The 16,384-nt window shown below is 70.8% G+C and carries 14 protein-coding genes and 1 riboswitch; of the genes, 5 read left to right on the top strand and 9 right to left on the bottom strand.

Annotated features, from left to right (window positions below):
- Window positions 1-36 precede the first annotated feature (36 nt).
- Entirely contained in the window at window positions 37-723 is a 687-nt protein-coding gene (locus KGS77_RS25835) for a sigma-70 family RNA polymerase sigma factor (RefSeq protein WP_242585451.1), read from the top strand.
- 232 nt (window positions 724-955) lie between these two features.
- On the opposite strand, the gene KGS77_RS25830 is transcribed toward KGS77_RS25835, so the two are convergent.
- The 3 genes from KGS77_RS25830 to KGS77_RS25820 are packed head-to-tail and all read right to left on the bottom strand — an operon-like array spanning window position 956 to window position 4,058.
- On the bottom strand, window positions 956-1,453 hold the full coding sequence (locus KGS77_RS25830) for a copper chaperone PCu(A)C (protein WP_242585449.1): 498 nt from the start codon (window positions 1,451-1,453) through the stop codon (window positions 956-958).
- Entirely contained in the window at window positions 1,450-3,813 is a 2,364-nt protein-coding gene (locus KGS77_RS25825) for a cation-translocating P-type ATPase (RefSeq protein ID WP_277994268.1), read from the bottom strand. The genes KGS77_RS25830 and KGS77_RS25825 overlap by 4 nt, the downstream gene beginning before the upstream one ends.
- Window positions 3,810-4,058, bottom strand: coding sequence for a hypothetical protein (locus KGS77_RS25820; protein ID WP_242585440.1), 249 nt, complete (start codon window positions 4,056-4,058; stop codon window positions 3,810-3,812). Before KGS77_RS25820 ends, KGS77_RS25825 begins: the two co-directional genes overlap by 4 nt.
- Before the next feature lie 421 nt (window positions 4,059-4,479).
- On the opposite strand from KGS77_RS25820, the gene asnB reads away from it, so the two are divergent.
- The 3 genes from asnB (at window position 4,480) to KGS77_RS25805 (ending at window position 8,955) form a co-directional block, all read left to right on the top strand.
- The gene (gene asnB / locus KGS77_RS25815) at window positions 4,480-6,405 is read left to right on the top strand and encodes an asparagine synthase (glutamine-hydrolyzing) (RefSeq protein WP_242585438.1); all 1,926 of its coding nucleotides are present in this window, start codon (window positions 4,480-4,482) and stop codon (window positions 6,403-6,405) included.
- A gap of 64 nt (window positions 6,406-6,469) precedes the next feature.
- The gene (locus tag KGS77_RS25810) at window positions 6,470-7,843 is read left to right on the top strand and encodes a cytochrome P450 (protein ID WP_242585436.1); all 1,374 of its coding nucleotides are present in this window, start codon (window positions 6,470-6,472) and stop codon (window positions 7,841-7,843) included.
- Window positions 7,840-8,955: an isocyanide synthase family protein gene (locus tag KGS77_RS25805; RefSeq protein WP_242585434.1), complete on the top strand. Its 1,116-nt coding sequence runs from the start codon at window positions 7,840-7,842 to the stop codon at window positions 8,953-8,955. The genes KGS77_RS25810 and KGS77_RS25805 overlap by 4 nt, the downstream gene beginning before the upstream one ends.
- 74 nt (window positions 8,956-9,029) lie before the next feature.
- Here the strand turns inward: KGS77_RS25805 and KGS77_RS25800 are convergent, their stop codons facing one another.
- The 4 genes from KGS77_RS25800 to KGS77_RS25780 form a co-directional block, all read right to left on the bottom strand.
- On the bottom strand, window positions 9,030-9,440 hold the full coding sequence (locus tag KGS77_RS25800) for a hypothetical protein (protein ID WP_242585432.1): 411 nt from the start codon (window positions 9,438-9,440) through the stop codon (window positions 9,030-9,032).
- A gap of 912 nt (window positions 9,441-10,352) precedes the next feature.
- Window positions 10,353-11,147: an ABC transporter ATP-binding protein gene (locus tag KGS77_RS25790; RefSeq protein WP_242587685.1), complete on the bottom strand. Its 795-nt coding sequence runs from the start codon at window positions 11,145-11,147 to the stop codon at window positions 10,353-10,355.
- 143 nt (window positions 11,148-11,290) lie between these two features.
- Window positions 11,291-12,427 (bottom strand): iron ABC transporter permease, encoded by a 1,137-nt coding sequence (locus tag KGS77_RS25785; RefSeq protein ID WP_242587684.1) that lies wholly within the window; start codon window positions 12,425-12,427, stop codon window positions 11,291-11,293.
- Between the two features lie 53 nt (window positions 12,428-12,480).
- Window positions 12,481-13,596 carry an ABC transporter substrate-binding protein gene (locus tag KGS77_RS25780; RefSeq protein ID WP_242587683.1) on the bottom strand — a complete coding sequence of 372 codons (1,116 nt, stop codon included), beginning with the start codon at window positions 13,594-13,596 and terminating at the stop codon, window positions 12,481-12,483.
- Window positions 13,597-13,771: 175 nt separating this feature from the next.
- Window positions 13,772-14,006, top strand: a riboswitch (cobalamin riboswitch).
- Here KGS77_RS25780 and KGS77_RS25775 point away from each other — a divergent pair.
- The gene (locus KGS77_RS25775) at window positions 14,004-15,221 is read left to right on the top strand and encodes a HoxN/HupN/NixA family nickel/cobalt transporter (protein WP_242585430.1); all 1,218 of its coding nucleotides are present in this window, start codon (window positions 14,004-14,006) and stop codon (window positions 15,219-15,221) included. Its footprint overlaps the riboswitch before it by 3 nt.
- A 64-nt stretch (window positions 15,222-15,285) precedes the next feature.
- Here the strand turns inward: KGS77_RS25775 and KGS77_RS25770 are convergent, their stop codons facing one another.
- Together KGS77_RS25770 and KGS77_RS25765 are read right to left on the bottom strand one after the other, a co-directional pair.
- On the bottom strand, window positions 15,286-15,786 hold the full coding sequence (locus tag KGS77_RS25770; protein WP_242585428.1) for a VOC family protein: 501 nt from the start codon (window positions 15,784-15,786) through the stop codon (window positions 15,286-15,288).
- A gap of 52 nt (window positions 15,787-15,838) precedes the next feature.
- Window positions 15,839-16,375, bottom strand: coding sequence for a DoxX family protein (locus KGS77_RS25765; RefSeq protein WP_242585426.1), 537 nt, complete (start codon window positions 16,373-16,375; stop codon window positions 15,839-15,841).
- Window positions 16,376-16,384: the final 9 nt, after the last annotated feature.

Raw genomic sequence — 16,384 nt, 5'->3', positions numbered from 1 at the left:
CCGACCCCTGCCGGCCGCACCGAGGGGAGGCACACCGTGCGGGATGACGCCATGGTGACGTCGTGGGCCCTGGAAGCCCGTACCGGGGACGAGGCGGCCGTGGAACGGTTCGTCCGGGCGACACAGTTGGACGTACGCCGCTATGTCACCCATCTGAGCGGTGACGCACAGGCCGCCGACGATCTCGTGCAGGACACCTACCTCCGGGCGCTGCGCAGCCTGCCCGGGTTCGAGGGCCGTTCCTCGGCCCGGACCTGGCTGCTGACGATCGCCCGGCGCGTGGTGGCCGACCGGCTCCGCTCCCAGGCCAGCCGCCCCCGGCTGGCCGGGACCGACGACTGGCAGGCGGTGGCGGAGAGGGCGCAGCCACGCGATGTGCCGGGGTTCGAGGAAGGCGTCGCACTGGCCCAACTGCTCGCCACGCTGCCCGCGCGGCGCCGGGAGGCGTTCGTACTGACGCAGATGCTGGGCCTGCCGTACGCGGAGGCGGCGGCGATCGCCGGATGTCCGGTGGGGACCGTCCGCTCCCGCGTGGCCAGGGCGCGCGAGACGCTGATCTCGTCGCTGCGGATGACGGAGACAGCGGACACGGCGGCAGCGGACACGGCGGCAGCGGAGGCAGGGACCGGGAACGCGGCCGGGGGACGGGCCGGCGGTGGCGGGCGGCCCGTACGTACCGCAGGGCCCGTACGGCTGGCCGCCCTGGCCGGTTCCGCCGCCTGAACGACGCCGGGGCCGGAGCCTGGGCCGGGGCTTGGACCGGGCCGGAGCCGGGCTGGATGACGAGGTTCCGGTCCCGGCCCGGCCCGGGCTGCGTCGCGCCGTCCGCGCCGTCCGTGGTGCTCGTGGCATTCGTGACGTCCGTGGCGTTCGTGACGTCCGTGGCGTTCGTGACGTCCGTGGCGTTCGTGAGCAATACATCTGGCGCGGCGGTGGAGCCGGTTACCGGGCCCGGTTACGGGATCGGCTGTCCCGGCCGTACGGCCACCGCCTGCACGGTGATGTCCCCGCTGTCGCGGAAGTGAAGGGTGAAGGTGAGCCGGTCGCCCGGCGACAGCCGCGGCGGCGGGGTGACCATGACGTCCAGCCCCGTCGCCGCCATCCGCAGCGTGCCCCGCGCCGGTACCGCGGCGGCACCGGCCATTTCCATACGGTGTGCGCCCCGCGCGACTTCGATGTCGCGGCCGAGCATGGCGCGGTGTCCGGCGGGCGCGGTGACGCCGGTCAGCTCGTCAGAGGAGGTGCCGGTGTTCCGGATGGTGAAGAACGCGGCGGTGGCCTCGTCGTTGGACGGCACAAGAATGCGGCCGTCGGTCACCCGCAGCTCGGCGGGCGTGCCCGCGTACCCGGCACCGGTCCACAGGACCAGGCCTCCCAGTGTCACCAGGCATACGGCCGAGGGGACAGCGGCTCCGCGCAGCGCTCCGGCACTACGGCGAAGACGGTGGTTCATGAGGTCTCCCATCGCGTCGTCATGGTCGCGGACCGGTGCCGCCGGGGGCGGGCAGGGGAAGTACCGCCGCGACGGGGTTTGGGTGGGGTCCAGGTCCGCAGCCGCAGGCTGTTGGCCACGACCAGTACGGAACTGGCCGACATGGCCGCCGCCGCGGTCATCGGGTCGAGCCGGCCGACGGCGGCGAGCGGCACGGTGACGAGGTTGTAGCCGAAGGCCCAGAGGAGGTTGACGCGGATGGTGCGCAGGGTGCGCCGGGCCAGACGTACGGCGTCCGGGACGGCCTGGAGGTCCTCGCGCATCAGCGTGACATCGGCGGCACCGATCGCCGCGTCCGTGCCACTGCCCATGGCGATGCCGAGGTCGGCGTGGGCGAGCGCCGCGGCGTCGTTGACGCCGTCACCGACCACGGCCACCCGGCCGCCGTGCTCCTTCAAAGTGGTCACGAGCGCGGCCTTCTCCTCAGGGAGGGCGTCGGCATGGATCTCGGTGATGCCCAGGTGTCCGGCGACGGCGCGGGCCGTGGCCGCCAGGTCCCCGGTGGCCAGGACCGGCCGCAGTCCCAGGCGGCGCAGGTGGTCGACCGCCCGGTAGCAGTCGGGGCGGAGGGTGTCGCCGAGGGAGATGACGGCTTGCGGCGTACCGTCGACGGTCAGCAGTACGGCGGTGTGGCCCTCGGCCTCCGCCGTGCCGACCGCCTCCGAGAGCGACGGGGGAAGGTCCGCGAGCGCGCCGGGCCGGGCCACGGTCACTTCGCGGCCCGCGACCTGTCCGGACACGCCGTATCCAGGAGTCGCCGTGAAGTGCCGGACCCTGGGCAGCGTGGAATCTGCCTCGGCCGCTCGGGCCAGGATGGCGCGCGCCAAGGGGTGTTCGGAGCCGCGCTCGACGGCCGCCGCCAGGCGGAGGGCTTCCTGGGCGTCCAGCGTGCGCGATGTGCGCGGTGTGCTCGGTGTGCGCGATGTACGTGACGTACAGGACGTGCGTGGCTCGTCCGGATCGGCCGTGCCTGCCGCCTCGGCACGTACGGTGACGGCGATGACGTGCATCTGGCCGGTGGTGAGCGTGCCCGTCTTGTCCAGTACGAGCGTGTCGATGCGCCGCAGCCGCTCCAGTGCCTCGGGTCCGCGCACGAGAATGCCCAGTTGCGCACCGCGCCCGGTGGCCGCCAGGAGCGCTGTGGGAGTGGCCAGTCCAAGGGCGCACGGGCACGCCACCACCAGTACGGCTACGGCGGCGGTGATCGCGGCCTGCGGATCCGCCCCCGCGCCGAGCCAGAACCCCAGCACGGTCACGGACACCGCGAGGACGGCCGGTACGAAGACGGCGGCCACCGCATCGGCCAGCCGCTGCACCTTCGCCTTACCGGCCTGGGCCTCCTCCACCAGGCCGGCGATACGGGCGAGTCGCGTGTCCGCGCCCACCGCCGTCGCACGGACCTCCAGCAGCCCCCCGCAATTGATCGCCCCACCGGTCACCGCCGACCCCGGCCCCACGTCGACCGGCCGGCTCTCTCCCGTCACGAGCGACAGGTCCAGGGCGGAACTGCCGTCGATCACGGTGCCGTCGGTGGCCACGCGCTCTCCGGGGCGTACGAAGAAGGCGTCACCGACGCGGAGATCGCGCAACGGTACACGGCGTTCGGCGCCCTCCGCCCGTTCGGCTCGTACGGCGACGTCCTTGACGACGAGCCCGGCGAGCGAGCGCAGCGCGGAACCGGTCCCGCGCCGGGCCCTGGCCTCCAGATACCGGCCCGCCAAGACGAAGAGCGGGACCCCGACGGCCGCTTCCAGATAGCTGTGCGCTGCGCCGCCGCCGAGGAAGAGCGCGTACGTGGACCAGCCGAAGGAGGCACCGACGCCCAGGGAGACGAGCGTGTCCATGGTGGCGGCTCCGTGCCGCAGCCCACGCGCCGCCCGCGTATGGAACGGCAGTGCGCTCCATACGGCGACCGGCGCGGACAGGGTGAAGCACAGCCACTGCCAGTTCCGGAACTGCCAGGCGGGCACCATCGACAGGACGAGTACGGGGACGGACAGCAGCGCCGTCAGCAGAAGGCGCCGACGCTCCTGCCGGTCGGCGTCCTGCACTTCCCCTGGCACGGGCTCGGGTTCGGGCTCACGTACGGGATCGCTCGCCGCTTCCGGCTCGGGACGTTCGGCGGTGAAGCCCGCGGCTTCCACGGTCGCCACGAGATCGTCGACCGGGAGCGCGGCCGGGTGAGTGACCCGGGCCTTTCCGGTGGCCAGGTTGACCGAGGCGCTCACCCCCTCCAGGCGCCCGAGTCTCTTCTCGACCCGCCCCACGCATGCGGCACAGGTCATCCCGCCCACCGTCAGAACAGTGACCCGCTCACTCATCCCATACCGCCCATACCACCCATGTCATCCATCCCACCCATGTCATCCATCCCGCCCATGCCGTCATCGCCGGCATCAGACCGCTGAGGAGCGGGAATGCCGCCTTTTCCCGGGTGCATTGCCGGCGCCACCGGCCCGGCGAAAGCGCCGACCGCGTAGGCGGCCGTGAAGAGCACCAGCAACAGCAGCCCGAACCCGATCACCGGCCTCGCGGGCAGAGGAAACGAAAGACGTCGGTCGGTCATGACCACTCCCGTGCACAGAAGCAAGCAACGAATTAACGAAGTAAGGAAGAAGTGAGGAAGTAAGCAGGGAAGAAACAGCGCCCCCGAAACACGCGGCGCGACAAGGGATCCGGCCCGCACGGAGCGGCCATCGTGGCACGTACGAGCCCTGCTCACCCACCGGAACCCGCTGAAACCGGCGGAACCGCATACGTGAGGTTCATCCCGCCCGCCGTCGGGAACCGACGCCGCTCGCCGGACGACTACCTGTAATTCACCGTCACCGAGCAACCCGCCCCGTATACAGCGGAATTCGGTGTCATCCGCCGGGAACTCATCCGCCGCACCGCCCGACCAATCAAGCGACGCCCCTTTCCTCTATCCCTCCCTCTCTCTTCCGCTTGCCTCATCTCATCTCTCCGACCGCGAAGGAGCAGTAGCCGTGTGCGGCATCACCGGCTGGATCTCGTACCACGAAGATCCCCGAGCGCACCCCCATGTCATCGAGGAGATGACCGCCGCCCTCACCCGCCGCGGCCCCGATGCCTCGGGCATCTGGTGCGGACCGTTCGCGGTGATCGGCCACCGACGGCTCGCCGTCATCGATCCCGACGGCGGTAGGCAGCCCATGACCGCGGCCGACAACGCGCACCCCCGCACGACCCGCCACGTCCTCACCTACAGCGGCGAGATCTACAACCACCACGCGCTGCGTGCCGAACTGCGCCATCGCGGCCATCACTTCACCACCCGCAGCGACACCGAAGTCGTCCTGCGCGCCTACCAGGAGTGGGGTGACGCGCTGACCGAGCACCTGGAGGGGATGTACGCCTTCGGCCTCTGGGACGCCCGCGACCAGCGGCTTCTCCTGGTCCGTGACCGCCTCGGCGTCAAGCCGCTGTTCTTCGCCGAGGTCCCCGGCGGCGGTCTGGTCTTCGGTTCCGAGCCCAAGGCCCTCTTCGCCCACCCCGCCTGCCGCCCGCGCGTGGACGCCCACGGGCTGCGCGAGGCGTACGGCCTGGTCTTCGGCACCGGCGCGACCCTGTGGTCCGGCATACGGGAGGTGCGGCCGGGCGGTACGGCCGTGTTCGACCGGAACGGGCTGACGGAGCGCCTCTACTGGCAGTTGGAGGCCCGGCCCCATGCCGACGCCGAAGCCGGCGACGGCGCTCACATCAACGCCCACGCCGCCGGTACCGGCATCGGTGACGGCCTCCACGATGTCGTCGCGCAGACCGTCGCAGGAGTCCGCTCCCGTCTGGAGCGTGCCGCCCGCGCGCAGTTGGAAGCGGACGTCCCCGTGTGTGCCCTGCTCTCCGGCGGCCTGGATTCCACCGTCCTGACCGCGCTGCTCGCCGACGAGCTCCGCGTACGGGAGGGCCCCAACGCGCGCCTGCGCTCGTACGCGGTCGACTACAGAGACCAGGCGGAACGGTTCACCGGCGATGTGCTGCGCACCGGACACGACACCCCGTACGCCGCCGAGGCGGGCCGCTTCATCGGCACCGACCACCGGCTCGTCGTGCTCGATCCCCACACCCTGCTGGACCCCGGGCACCGCCAGGCGGTCGTGGTGGCACGCGACTCGCCCATCGGCGTGGGTGACATGGACACCTCCCTCTACCTGCTCTTCGGGGAGATGGCCCGGCACTCCACCGTGGCACTGTCCGGCGAGGCGGCCGACGAGGTCTTCGGCGGCTACCCCTGGTTCCGCAATCCGGCGGCGCTGGCCGCGGACACCTTCCCCTGGCTGCTGGTCACCGAGGACGAGGCCGCGATGCCACTGCACCCGGCGCTCGCGGACACCCTGCGCATCGGTGAGTTCCAGGCCGACACCTACCGTTCGGCGCTCGCGGCCGTGCCCCACCTGGAGGGCGAGACGCCCGCACAGCACCGGCGTCGCGAGCTGCAGCACCTCTCACTGACGCGCTGGCTGCGCCAGCTCCTGCACCGCAAGGACCGGCTGAGCATGGCGCGGGGGCTGGAGGTACGGGTGCCGTACTGCGACCACCACCTGGTCGAGTACGTCTTCAACGCACCCGTCGGCGTCCAGGACTTCGACGGGCGCGAGAAGAGCCTGCTGCGTGCCGCGGGAGCCCGGCTGGCCCCGTACTCCGTACTCCACCGGCCCAAGAACCACTACCCGGCCACCCACCACCCCGACTACAACCGCGGTCTCCAGGATCTGGCCCGCGAGGCTCTCGCGGCCGGTCACCACCGGATCGGCGACCTGGTCGACGAGACGGTACTCAAGCCGTGCCTGGACATCGCCCCGGAGCGCCTCCAGTGGGGACACCGGCTGCGCCTGGAGCGCGTCGTCGATCTGTCCCTGTGGCTGGACCACTACCGCCCCGAGATCTCCCTCTGACGCGCCCGGGCGGGGCTCCGGCTCCCCTTCCACCGCTCGAACCGACCAGTTGAGGCACACCTCCATGTCCCTGCGCCCCGATCCTTCCCCTGTCCCTCTCTACGGGGAGGACTACAAGCGCGACCCCTACCCCCTCTACAGCGAGTTGCGCGCCCGCGGTCCGGTCCACCGCGTCGAGTTCCCCAGTGGTGTGCACGCCTGGCTCGTGACCGGTTACGAGGCCGCCCATCAGGCGCTCAACGACCCGCGGCTGGGCAAACACCACTCCCGTGGCAACGCCGCCTGGCGCGCCCGCGCCTCGATCATGCCCGAACCGCAGCACTCACAGCTCCAGGTCCACCTCCTGCACCAGGACCCGCCCCGTCACACCACCATGCGCCGCCTGATCACCGACGCCTTCGCTCCTCGGCGTGTACACGCGCTCCGCCCCCGCTTCCAGGAGATCGCCGACTCACTCGTGGACGCGCTGTCCACGTCCGTCGGTGCCGCTGCTCCAGGTACCGCTGCTCCAGGTATCGCCGTGGACCTGGTCGTGGACCTGGTGGAAGCGTTCGCCGCCCGCTTCCCCTTCCTCGTACTCGCCGAGGTCATCGGCCTGCCGCCGCAGTTCGCGCGCCGCTTCGACCGGGACTGGGGGAAGGTGGTCCAGCCGGTGGGGCCGACGGACCCGGGAAGACCGGCGTACGAGAAGAGGCTGCGCGCCCTCCAGCAGTACATCGCCGATCTCGTACAGTACAAACGCGACATGTACTACTCGCACCGCACATGCGGCGATGACGACCTGCTCACCCGCCTGGTTGCCGCGTGCGACGAGGGACGGCTCGACGCGGCGGAGCGCGACTCGATGATCTTCCAGCTCCTGGTCGCGGGGCAGGAGCCGGTCACCAACCAGATCACCACCGCCCTCATCGCCCTGCTGCGCCACCCCGCACAGTTGGCGGCGCTGCGCGCCAACCCGGCCCTCCTCCCCGGGGCGGTGGAGGAACTTCTGCGGTACGACAGTGCCTTCGAGCTGACCACCTGGCGATTCTTCGCCGAGGACGCCGATCTGTACGGGACCCGGGTGCCCGCCGGCGACTCCGTGATCGTCTCGCTCTGCGCGGCCAATCGCGACCCGAAACGTTTCGCCGCCCCCGACACGCTCGACTTTCACCGCACCCCCAACCCGCATCTCGCCTTCGGCCACGGCATCCATTTCTGTCCCGGCGCCGCCCTGGCCCGTACAGAGCTCCGGACAGCCCTCGGCACCCTGATCCGCCGGCTCCCTGGGCTGCGCCTGGCCGTGCCCGACGGCGAACTCCACTGGCTGCCCGCGGTACTGGCCCGCGGGGTCGGCCGGCTTCCCGTCACCTTCTCCGCCCCGGCCGCCGCTCCCACCACGTACGAACCCCCGGTCCCGGGCCCGGCCTGTCCCATGTCCGCGGGAGACGCGCGATGACCCACGACATCCGCATGCGCTCCCACCCCCGGGCCCATGCCCAGGCCCACGCCCAAGCCCACGCCCAGAGCGCCACGGAAACAGCGAGAGCGGTACTCGCCACGCTCCTCCCCTACCGCCGCACACTGGAGCACGATCCGGCCACGGTCGACGACTTCCCGTACCAGCTAAGGCAGTTGACGGCGCTGATAGCCGACCGCCGTCCGATCCGCTTCACCCTCCCCGGCTTTCCCTGCAAGTCACCCAACCCGGCAAAAGTCCTGGGCGCCCTCCCGGACGAGGGCGAACGCCTGGCGCTGCGCTTCCTGGACCGCCTGTGCTCCGAGGTCGGCACGCTGTACGAACCGGGCGCGCACCTGGTCATCTGCTCCGACGGGCACCTGTTCAGCGACCTTATCGGCGTCCCGGACCCGCGCGTCGACGCGTACAACGACGCCTTGCGCGCCATGATCCGTGCCGCCGGCCTGTCCCGCCTCCGCACGTTCGACCTGCGCGACGTATACGGTGATCTGTCCTGTGAAGCCAAGCGCACGCTGGTGCACGAACGTTACGCCCCGCCCCTGGACGCCCTGCGTGCGGCAACGCGTACAGCAGGACGCGCCGGTACGCGGGCCGGTACGCAGGCCAGTACACGAGCCGATACGCGAACCACGCAGCCACCAGGAACAGCGGAACCAGCGGACGCGCACGGTTCTCCAAACGCACACGAACCCGACCCGCACGAACCCGACCCCCAGGAGGTCCTGCGCCTGTACCGGGGCATCACCCGCTTCCTCGTCGAGGACACCACCGGCTTCGCCGGCACCCGCTCGGCCCTCCAGCGCCACTGCCGTACCCGCGCCTACGCGGTCATCCAGCGCAGCCGCGCCTGGGGAGCCCTGATCGCCGAGCACCACCCGGACGCCGTACGCCTGTCCATCCACCCGCAGCCGCGCGGCGCGGCCAAGTTCGGCATCAGGCTGCTGGACGCGCCGGACGCCTGGATGACGCCGTGGCACTCATGTGTGCTGCGGCGCCCGGACGGCAGCGTACGGCTGATGCGACGCGCGGACGCCGACGCGGCCGGCCGCCTCGTCCACCGGGACGGACGGCCGAGCCACTACGAGTCGTGACGAGTCGGCATGCCTCCGCCTCCGCGCCCGCCTTCGCCTCCGCGTCCGCGTCCGCGTCCGCCGGGAACGTCCGCTCAGGCGGACGTCACCCCCGCCATGATGCGGCGGCACGCCTCGGCGGCCTTGCCGGTCGCCTCCGCGCAGACACGGCAGTGTTCGAGGTGGTCCGCGTGCTGGGAGCAGAGTTCGTTGCTGCGCTCGCAGGCCACCGCGCAGGCGTTCAACTGAGCGGCCAGTACGCCGACGTCGCCGCCGCCGGCCCGGGCCAGCACCCGGCGGGTGGCGGTCAGGACATCGGCGCAGTCCACGTCGCGGGAGACCGCCTCCCGCATCTGCTCCGGCTCTCCCTCGGTGAGCATCGCCGCCGCGCAGACCGTGACGGCCTCCTCGCACTCGCGCAGGGCGGCGACGGACTCTTCCAGCACGCCTGGGCTCAGCCGGGTCTTGACGGCCAGGTTCTGGAGAAGAGGGTTGTGGAGGCGCATGATCTCTCCCGTGGGCCGGGCCGCCCTTTCGGCCCCAGGCCCACTGCGGAAACTACTCCGCGTCTGCCGGCATGACGACAGCCACAAAGCGACAAACCACCGAAGCGCCACACCCTGCCTCCACGTCCGGATGCAACCGCGGCAACCGCAGTCGCCCGGCGATGCCCTCGGTGCGGACCGCAGCCTGGTCGTGCATCCGGCCGGTGCGGGGCGGGGCGGTCAGCCATTCACCGGAGATCGTTAAGACTGACGGGCCGAGTGGGTGTGGTGGGCCATCCCCTACGTGTTCGGGCTCAGCGTCGTCTCAGAGGCATTGGCGCTGCTCTCCTTCGGCCTGGTGCGAGGCTGGGGCGAGGCGGCGCCCCGCTGGCTGCCGGTCATCGGGGGAAGCGCATTCCGCCCTTCGCGGCTATCGTCCCCGCCGCGCTCGGCGGCCTGGGCGCGACGGCCTTCTGGGCGCCCACGCTGCTGCACTGGCTCCACGTCCCCGGCTTCGACGGAGTCGGCTTCTCCAACATCTGGTGGGAGATCCTGGCGAAGGTCTGTATCACCCCGGGCATGTTGTGGGGCCCTCTGGTACTGGCACTGACCTATGCCTACTATGTACGCCGCTGCCGCCCCTCACACTGACCGGACACCGGCGCTCTCTTGCTGCTGGATCGTCTCGCATCACCGCGACTTCCGGTTCTCCTACGCCCCTTTCGAGAACCTCAGCATCGCCATCGGCCACCGGACGCAGCACAGCCTCGTCCCCATTCAGTCCATGCCCTCATTCTCCCTGAGTGGTTGAAGTGCCTTCACTCCATGCAGCTCCTCGCCGCGTCACGAGTTGATCCACTCAAGAGCCGGCCACTTGATCCACTCAAGAGCCGACCACGCCGTGAAGCCGGGAGACGCTAAAGCCGGGAGACGCTAAAGCCGGCACCCGTCCGCATCCGCCGGCCGTCGGTGGTCGAACGCGATCAGCGGGTCGCCCGTCAGCGGATGGTCGACCACCGCGGCCCGTACGCCGAAGACCTCCGCCAGCAGCTCGGGCGTGAGCACCTCGCGCGGTGCCCCGGACGCCACCACCGCTCCTTCGTGCATCACGTGCAGCCGGTCGCAGACGGACGCCGCCGCGTTCAGATCGTGCAGCGAGACCAGCGTCGTACGGCCCTGCGCGCGCAGCAGGGCCAGCAGCTCCACCTGGTGCCGTACGTCCAGGTGGTTGGTCGGCTCGTCCAGTACCAGCACGTCCGGCTGCTGTGCGAAGGCCCGGCCGAGCAGCGCCCGCTGCCGTTCCCCGCCCGAGAGCGCGGAGAACCGGCGCCCGCCCTGGCCCGCCAGTCCCACATCGGCCAACGCCCGGGACACCACGTCACGGTCCGTTTCGTCCTCGCCCGCGAAGGCCCTCTTGTACGGGGTGCGCCCCATCGCCACGACCTCATGGACGGTGAGTTCGAAGTCGCCGCCGCGCTCCTGCGGGAGGGCCGCGATGTGCCGGGCGGCCCGCGCCGAGGGCATCGCCCGTACGTCCTCACCGGCCAGCAGCACCCGTCCGGCGTCGGGGGCCAGGTGCCGGTACACCGTACGCAGGACCGTGGACTTGCCACTCCCGTTGGGACCGACCACGCCCGCGATCTCGCCGGGTGCGGCCATCATCCGTACGCCGGCCACCACGCACCGTCCGGAGTACGACACCCGGAGATCGTCGATGTCGATACGCATCCCCGTCACTGCGCACCCGCCGTCCCCACCACTGCCGCCGTTCTCCTCACCGCTGTTCACCTGGCGCTCCCCGCTCCCGCTCCCCCTTCTTCGCTCCCCGCTCACCCTTCTCCGCTCCTTCCTCTCCCTTCCCCGCTCCCCGCTCATCTGCCGCTGTCCAGACGCCGGTCGAGGACCAGCAGCAGCACCGGCGCGCCGATCAGCGCGGTCACCACCCCCACCGGCAGTTCCTGGTCACTCATCGCCGTACGGCACACGATGTCCACCACGACCAGCAGCAGCGCGCCGGTCAGCGCCGCCAGCGGCAGCATCCTGCGATGATCGCCCCCGACGACCAGGCGGCACAGGTGCGGCACCATCAGCCCGACGAAGGCGATCGCCCCGGACACCGACACCAGGACGCCGGTGAGCAGACTCGTCACCACGAACAGCAGCCTGCGCAGCCGTACGACGTCGACGCCCACGCTCGCCGCCGTCTCGTCGCCCATGGTCATGGCGTTCAGCGCGCGGGCCCGCGACTGGAGGAACAGCAGGCCCGCCAGGACCGCGACGACCGGCAGGGCCAGCGCGCTCCAGGTCGCGCCGCTGAGGCTGCCCATGAGCCAGAACAGGACGCCGCGCGTCTGCTGCTCGTCCCCCGCCTGCAACACCAGGTAGCTGGTGAAACCGGACAGGAACTGTCCGATGCCCACGCCTGCCAGCACCAGCCGCAGCGGCGAGAAACCACCACCCCTACGGGCGAGCAGCCAGACGAGCGCGAAGGCGGCCAATGCACCGGCGAAGGCCGCCAGGGACAGGCTCAGCCCCGAAGTCACACCCCCGGCGCCCGCGCCCGATCCTGATCCCGCGCCCGCGTCCGCGCCCGCCCCGGCTCCCAGTCCCGTCCCCAGTCCCGTTCCCAGGACGATCGCGGCCACCGCGCCGAGCGACGCGCCGTTGGAAATGCCCAGCAGGTACGGGTCCGCGAGCGGATTGCGCACCAGCGCCTGGGCCGCCGTACCGATCAGTCCGAGCCCTGCCCCGACGAACGCCGCCAGCAGCGCCCTGGGCACCCTCAACTGCCAGACGATCAGGTCGTCCGTGCCGGGCCGCGGTGCCTCGCCGGACAGCCTGCGGAAGACCACCGACCACACCTGACCGGGCGCGATGTCGGTGGAGCCGAAGGAGACGGCGGCGGTCAGCGCGACCAGCAGCGCGATGCCCAGCCCGGCGGCGAGCCATCCGGCCCTGACACCACGCCCTGTACGTCCCGTACGCCCCGTAGGCCCTGTGCGCGATATGCGCACCGTACGCCGCGTACGCGCGTCTTGAGGCATACGCCCCGTACGGAGCCTCACCCGGCCTGCCCCTTCTCCCCCGACGGCCCCTTCTCCCCTGTCTGTCCCTTCTCCCCCACCTGACCCATCTGTCCCGGATACAGCGTCCGCGCGATCTTCTCCACCGTGTCCGCGTTCCCGACGCCCGCGATGGTGGTCTCCTCCGACCCGATCCGCAGGAATCTCCCTTCCTTCACCGCGCGCAGCCCCGCCGTCCCCGGGAATTCCCTGAGGAATTCCTCGGCCTGCGCGAAGGCTTTCCGGTCGGCCGCCGGGTCGCCACGGCGACGGACACCGAGCTGGATCCAGTCCGGGTCCTTCTTGACGATGTCCTCCCAGGAAACCGGCTTGAAGTCGCCCGCGCAGTCGGCGAAGACATTGCGGGCGCCGGCCTGCGTCATCACCGCGTTGGCAACCTGCCGGTTGCACACCGCGATGGGCTGTTTCGTCCCCGCGTCGAAATCGAAGAAGAAGTACGTGGGCCGCCTCGCCTCCGGAACACCGGCCACGGCCTTCCGCACCGCCGCCACCTTCTTCTCCATTCCCCGTACGAGTTCCAGCGCGCGCCGCGACGTCCCGGTGATCGCGCCGAGCCGCCGGATGTCGCCCTCGACCCCGGACAGATCCCGCTGCGGTGCGTTCTTCTTCGGTGCACAGGCGGTCGAGGCGAGGAAGACGTGCTTGATGCCGGCCGCCGAGAATTCCGCCTCGGACGGCAGGTCCCCCGCCGCGCCCATGTTGCCCATCGACGCAAAGGTGTCGACGTAGAGATCGGCCCCCGAACCGAGCAGCTTCTCTTTCGGGATCACCGCCTTGCCCAGGACCGGAACCTTCTGCGCCCGTGCGTCCAGTTCACCGGGCAACGTGCCTTTCCCGGGCGGGAATCCGGTGCCGACGATCCGGTCCCCGGCACCGAGCCGGAGCAGCATGTCCAAGGCAGAGGCATTGCTGGTCACGATTTTCGCCGGCGGTCGGGAGAACGTCGTTCTACGGCCCTCGCAATCGGTCACCGACACCGGGAAGCCGGCCGTACCGCCATCACCGCTTCCGCTTCCGCTTCCGCTGTCACCGCTGCCGCCGCTGCTTCCGCCGCCGCAGCCGGCGGCCAGTGTCGCCACGACCGCAACCGTCATCGTCACCGCGACGCCGCACTTCGCGCGAAGGCGCATCCGTACTCCCTGGAATTCGACCGATCACGGGCTCACCGCTGCGAACCCGGACCAGGTAGTCGAACGAACCCGCCGCCCGGTTCCCACCCGTCCCGAAGTGGCTCACAGCGGCTCGGTGACCGGATGACCTGGCCGGACGTTAGAGTGTCCGGGCCGTGGTGTTCGGGAAGACCGGTGACGGACCTAGAGGTCCCAGTCCGGAGCGGCCCTCGCCACTGTGATCGGGCAGTTCCCGACCCTTCCGTACGTGTCACGAGGTGTCATGCGCATCGTGCGCGCGTACGGGGCCACTGACCGCAGCCCGCGGCCGGGAAGGCCGGGCCGGGCGCGGACACCCGTAAGCCAGGAGACCGGCCACGGCATCTCACGAATTGATCCACGAGGTGCTGGAGCGTGACCACCGGATGTCCCCGTCCCCAACTCCCCCCATTCCCCCGGCTTCCCCTGCCCCTTCCCCTTCTCCTACCCCTTCCCCCTCCTCCTCTTCTTCCTCCGCCGCGCCCGAACTCCCCGCATTCCGCTGGCGGCGTCAGGACACCGTACGGACCGCGGGCCTGATAGCCGTGATAGCCGGTCTGCACGTCGTCGCCTTCGGCGTGCTGTTCCTGCTGGTCGCCCCCCACCATTACACGGTGGGAAACAAGGTGTTCGGGGTGGGACTGGGCATCACCGCGTACACCCTCGGCATGCGGCACGCCTTCGACGCCGACCACATCGCCGCCATCGACAACACCACCCGCAAACTGATGGCTGACGGAAAGCGGCCCGTTTCGGTCGGCTTCTGGTTCGCGCTGGGGCATTCCAGCGTCGTGGTCGCAATGGCGGCACTGGTGGCGGGCGGCGCGCAGCTCGCCGGTGTCCTGATGGACGACGAGTCCCGTACGCACCAAATCCTCGGCACCGTCGGCACCACCGTCTCCGGTACCTTCCTCTACCTCATCGCCGCCCTCAACCTCGTGGCGCTGGCGGGCATCTGGCGAGTCTTCCGGGCCATGCGCGAGGGCCGCTACAACGAGCGGGAACTGGAGGAGCACCTCGATTCCCGTGGCTTCATGAACCGCGTTCTGGGCCGTTTCACGCGTTCCATCACCCGGCCCGGCCAGATGTTTCCGCTCGGTTTTCTCTTCGGGCTCGGCTTCGACACCGCAACCGAGGTGACGCTGATGGTGATGGCGGGCAGCGGTGCCGCCGCCGGCCTCCCCTGGTACGCGATTCTCTGCCTGCCGCTCCTTTTCGCCGCCGGCATGAGCCTGTTCGACACCCTGGACGGTACGTTCATGAATTTCGCGTACCAATGGGCCTTCTCGAACCCGGTACGCAAGGTCTACTACAACCTCACCATCACCGGGCTGTCGATCGCCGTCGCGTTCTTCATCGGCACCATCGAGCTGGTGTCCGTCCTGCACGAGAAACTCGGGCTCAGCGACGGCCTCACGGGCTGGATATCGTCCCTGAACCTGGACAACGTCGGCTTCGTCATCGTGGGCCTGTTCGTGGTGGTCTGGGCCGCGGCCCTCGCGTACTGGCGCCTGGCCGGCGTCGAAAAGCGCTGGGCGTCCCGTACGGCACAGGCCCCGCAGGAGACCTGAGCGCACCGCTCGGCCGCGGCGGCCCCTCCGGCACTCCCGCCGGGTGGGCCGCCGCGCGCCCCCGTCAGGTGGCCGACCCCGCGGCGGCCCCCGTCACCCTGTCCGGCCCCCACCGCTTGAGTTCCTCGTTCAGGTCCAGTGGACGCACCAGCTCCCGTTCCCCGGCGCCCGGCCAGTCCTCGCGCGGCACACGCCACATGACCTCGAACTCGTTGCCGTCCGGGTCCTTGGCGTACAGCGACTTGGACACGATGTGGTCGCTGGCACCGACCAGGGAACCGCGTCCGGCGAGATCGGCGGCGGCCTCGGCCAGCTCCCCCAGCGTGCCGACCTCCCACGCCAGGTGGTAGAGCCCCACCCGCCCCTTTTCCGGAGCCGGCGCGTCCATCCCCACGGCGAACAGTCCGAGATCGTGGTCGTTCTGCGATCCCTCGGCACGGAGAAACGCAGCCCGCCCGGGGATTTCCTTGTCCACGGAAAACCCGAAGACCTCCGTATAGAACGCCACGGACCGGGCCACGTCACGTACATAAAGCACCGCGTGATTCAGCCGACGCACGCTCACCACACCACTCCCCAACTCCTCATTTCCTGCCGCTCACTCTTCCCCTGCCCCGTCATTTCCGGATCAGCAGAATCACACCGGCCGCCAGTATGGCGAGCACCAGGGCCGCAACCCCGTAAGTGAGCTTGTGCGTACGCAGCCCCGGCACGAACCGGTCCAGGGCGTACGGGCCGGGGCCGGCCAGCGTGATCGAGGCCGCGACCGCCGTGAGCAGCAGCTCGTACTCCACCCCTTTGGGGGAGAAGAAGCCGCCGCCCCACTTCACCGCGAGCGCGTTGATCATCGTTCCGACGATCGCCGCCCCGGCGAGCGGGGTGAGCAGACCCACCGCGAGCCCGAGCCCGCCCAGGGTCTCGCTGAGCCCGGCCACGACCGCCATCGCCTTGCCGGACGGGTATCCGCTCGCCGTGAAGAACTGCCCGGTCCCCTCCAGCCCGCCCCCGCCGAACCAGCCGAACAGCTTCTGCGCGCCGTGCACGGCCATGGTCAGCCCGATCGCGAGCCGCAACAGGAGCAGGCCCGCGCCATAGCCGTACGGGGACGAGGCGGACCGCGCGGGCGCGCCGAGTGTGCCAAGGGGAGACGTCATACGAGCGCC

The organism is Streptomyces sp. MST-110588, assembly GCF_022695595.1.
In the GTDB taxonomy this organism is placed as follows: Bacteria; Actinomycetota; Actinomycetes; order Streptomycetales; family Streptomycetaceae; genus Streptomyces.
This window is presented reverse-complemented; position numbering and strand designations above follow the sequence as displayed.

Excerpts from the sequence above, each read along its gene's own strand:
- KGS77_RS25780 (WP_242587683.1), bottom strand. The coding sequence starts at position 13,596 with ATGACGGTTGCGGTCGTGGCGACACTGGCCGCCGGCTGCGGCGGCGGA.
- KGS77_RS25805 (WP_242585434.1), top strand. The coding sequence starts at position 7,840 with ATGACCCACGACATCCGCATGCGCTCCCACCCCCGGGCCCATGCCCAG.
- KGS77_RS25765 (WP_242585426.1), bottom strand. The coding sequence starts at position 16,375 with ATGACGTCTCCCCTTGGCACACTCGGCGCGCCCGCGCGGTCCGCCTCG.
- KGS77_RS25820 (WP_242585440.1), bottom strand. The coding sequence starts at position 4,058 with ATGACCGACCGACGTCTTTCGTTTCCTCTGCCCGCGAGGCCGGTGATC.
- KGS77_RS25800 (WP_242585432.1), bottom strand. The coding sequence starts at position 9,440 with ATGCGCCTCCACAACCCTCTTCTCCAGAACCTGGCCGTCAAGACCCGG.
- KGS77_RS25810 (WP_242585436.1), top strand. The coding sequence starts at position 6,470 with ATGTCCCTGCGCCCCGATCCTTCCCCTGTCCCTCTCTACGGGGAGGAC.
- KGS77_RS25790 (WP_242587685.1), bottom strand. The coding sequence starts at position 11,147 with ATGCGTATCGACATCGACGATCTCCGGGTGTCGTACTCCGGACGGTGC.
- KGS77_RS25825 (WP_277994268.1), bottom strand. The coding sequence starts at position 3,813 with ATGAGTGAGCGGGTCACTGTTCTGACGGTGGGCGGGATGACCTGTGCC.
- KGS77_RS25830 (WP_242585449.1), bottom strand. The coding sequence starts at position 1,453 with ATGAACCACCGTCTTCGCCGTAGTGCCGGAGCGCTGCGCGGAGCCGCT.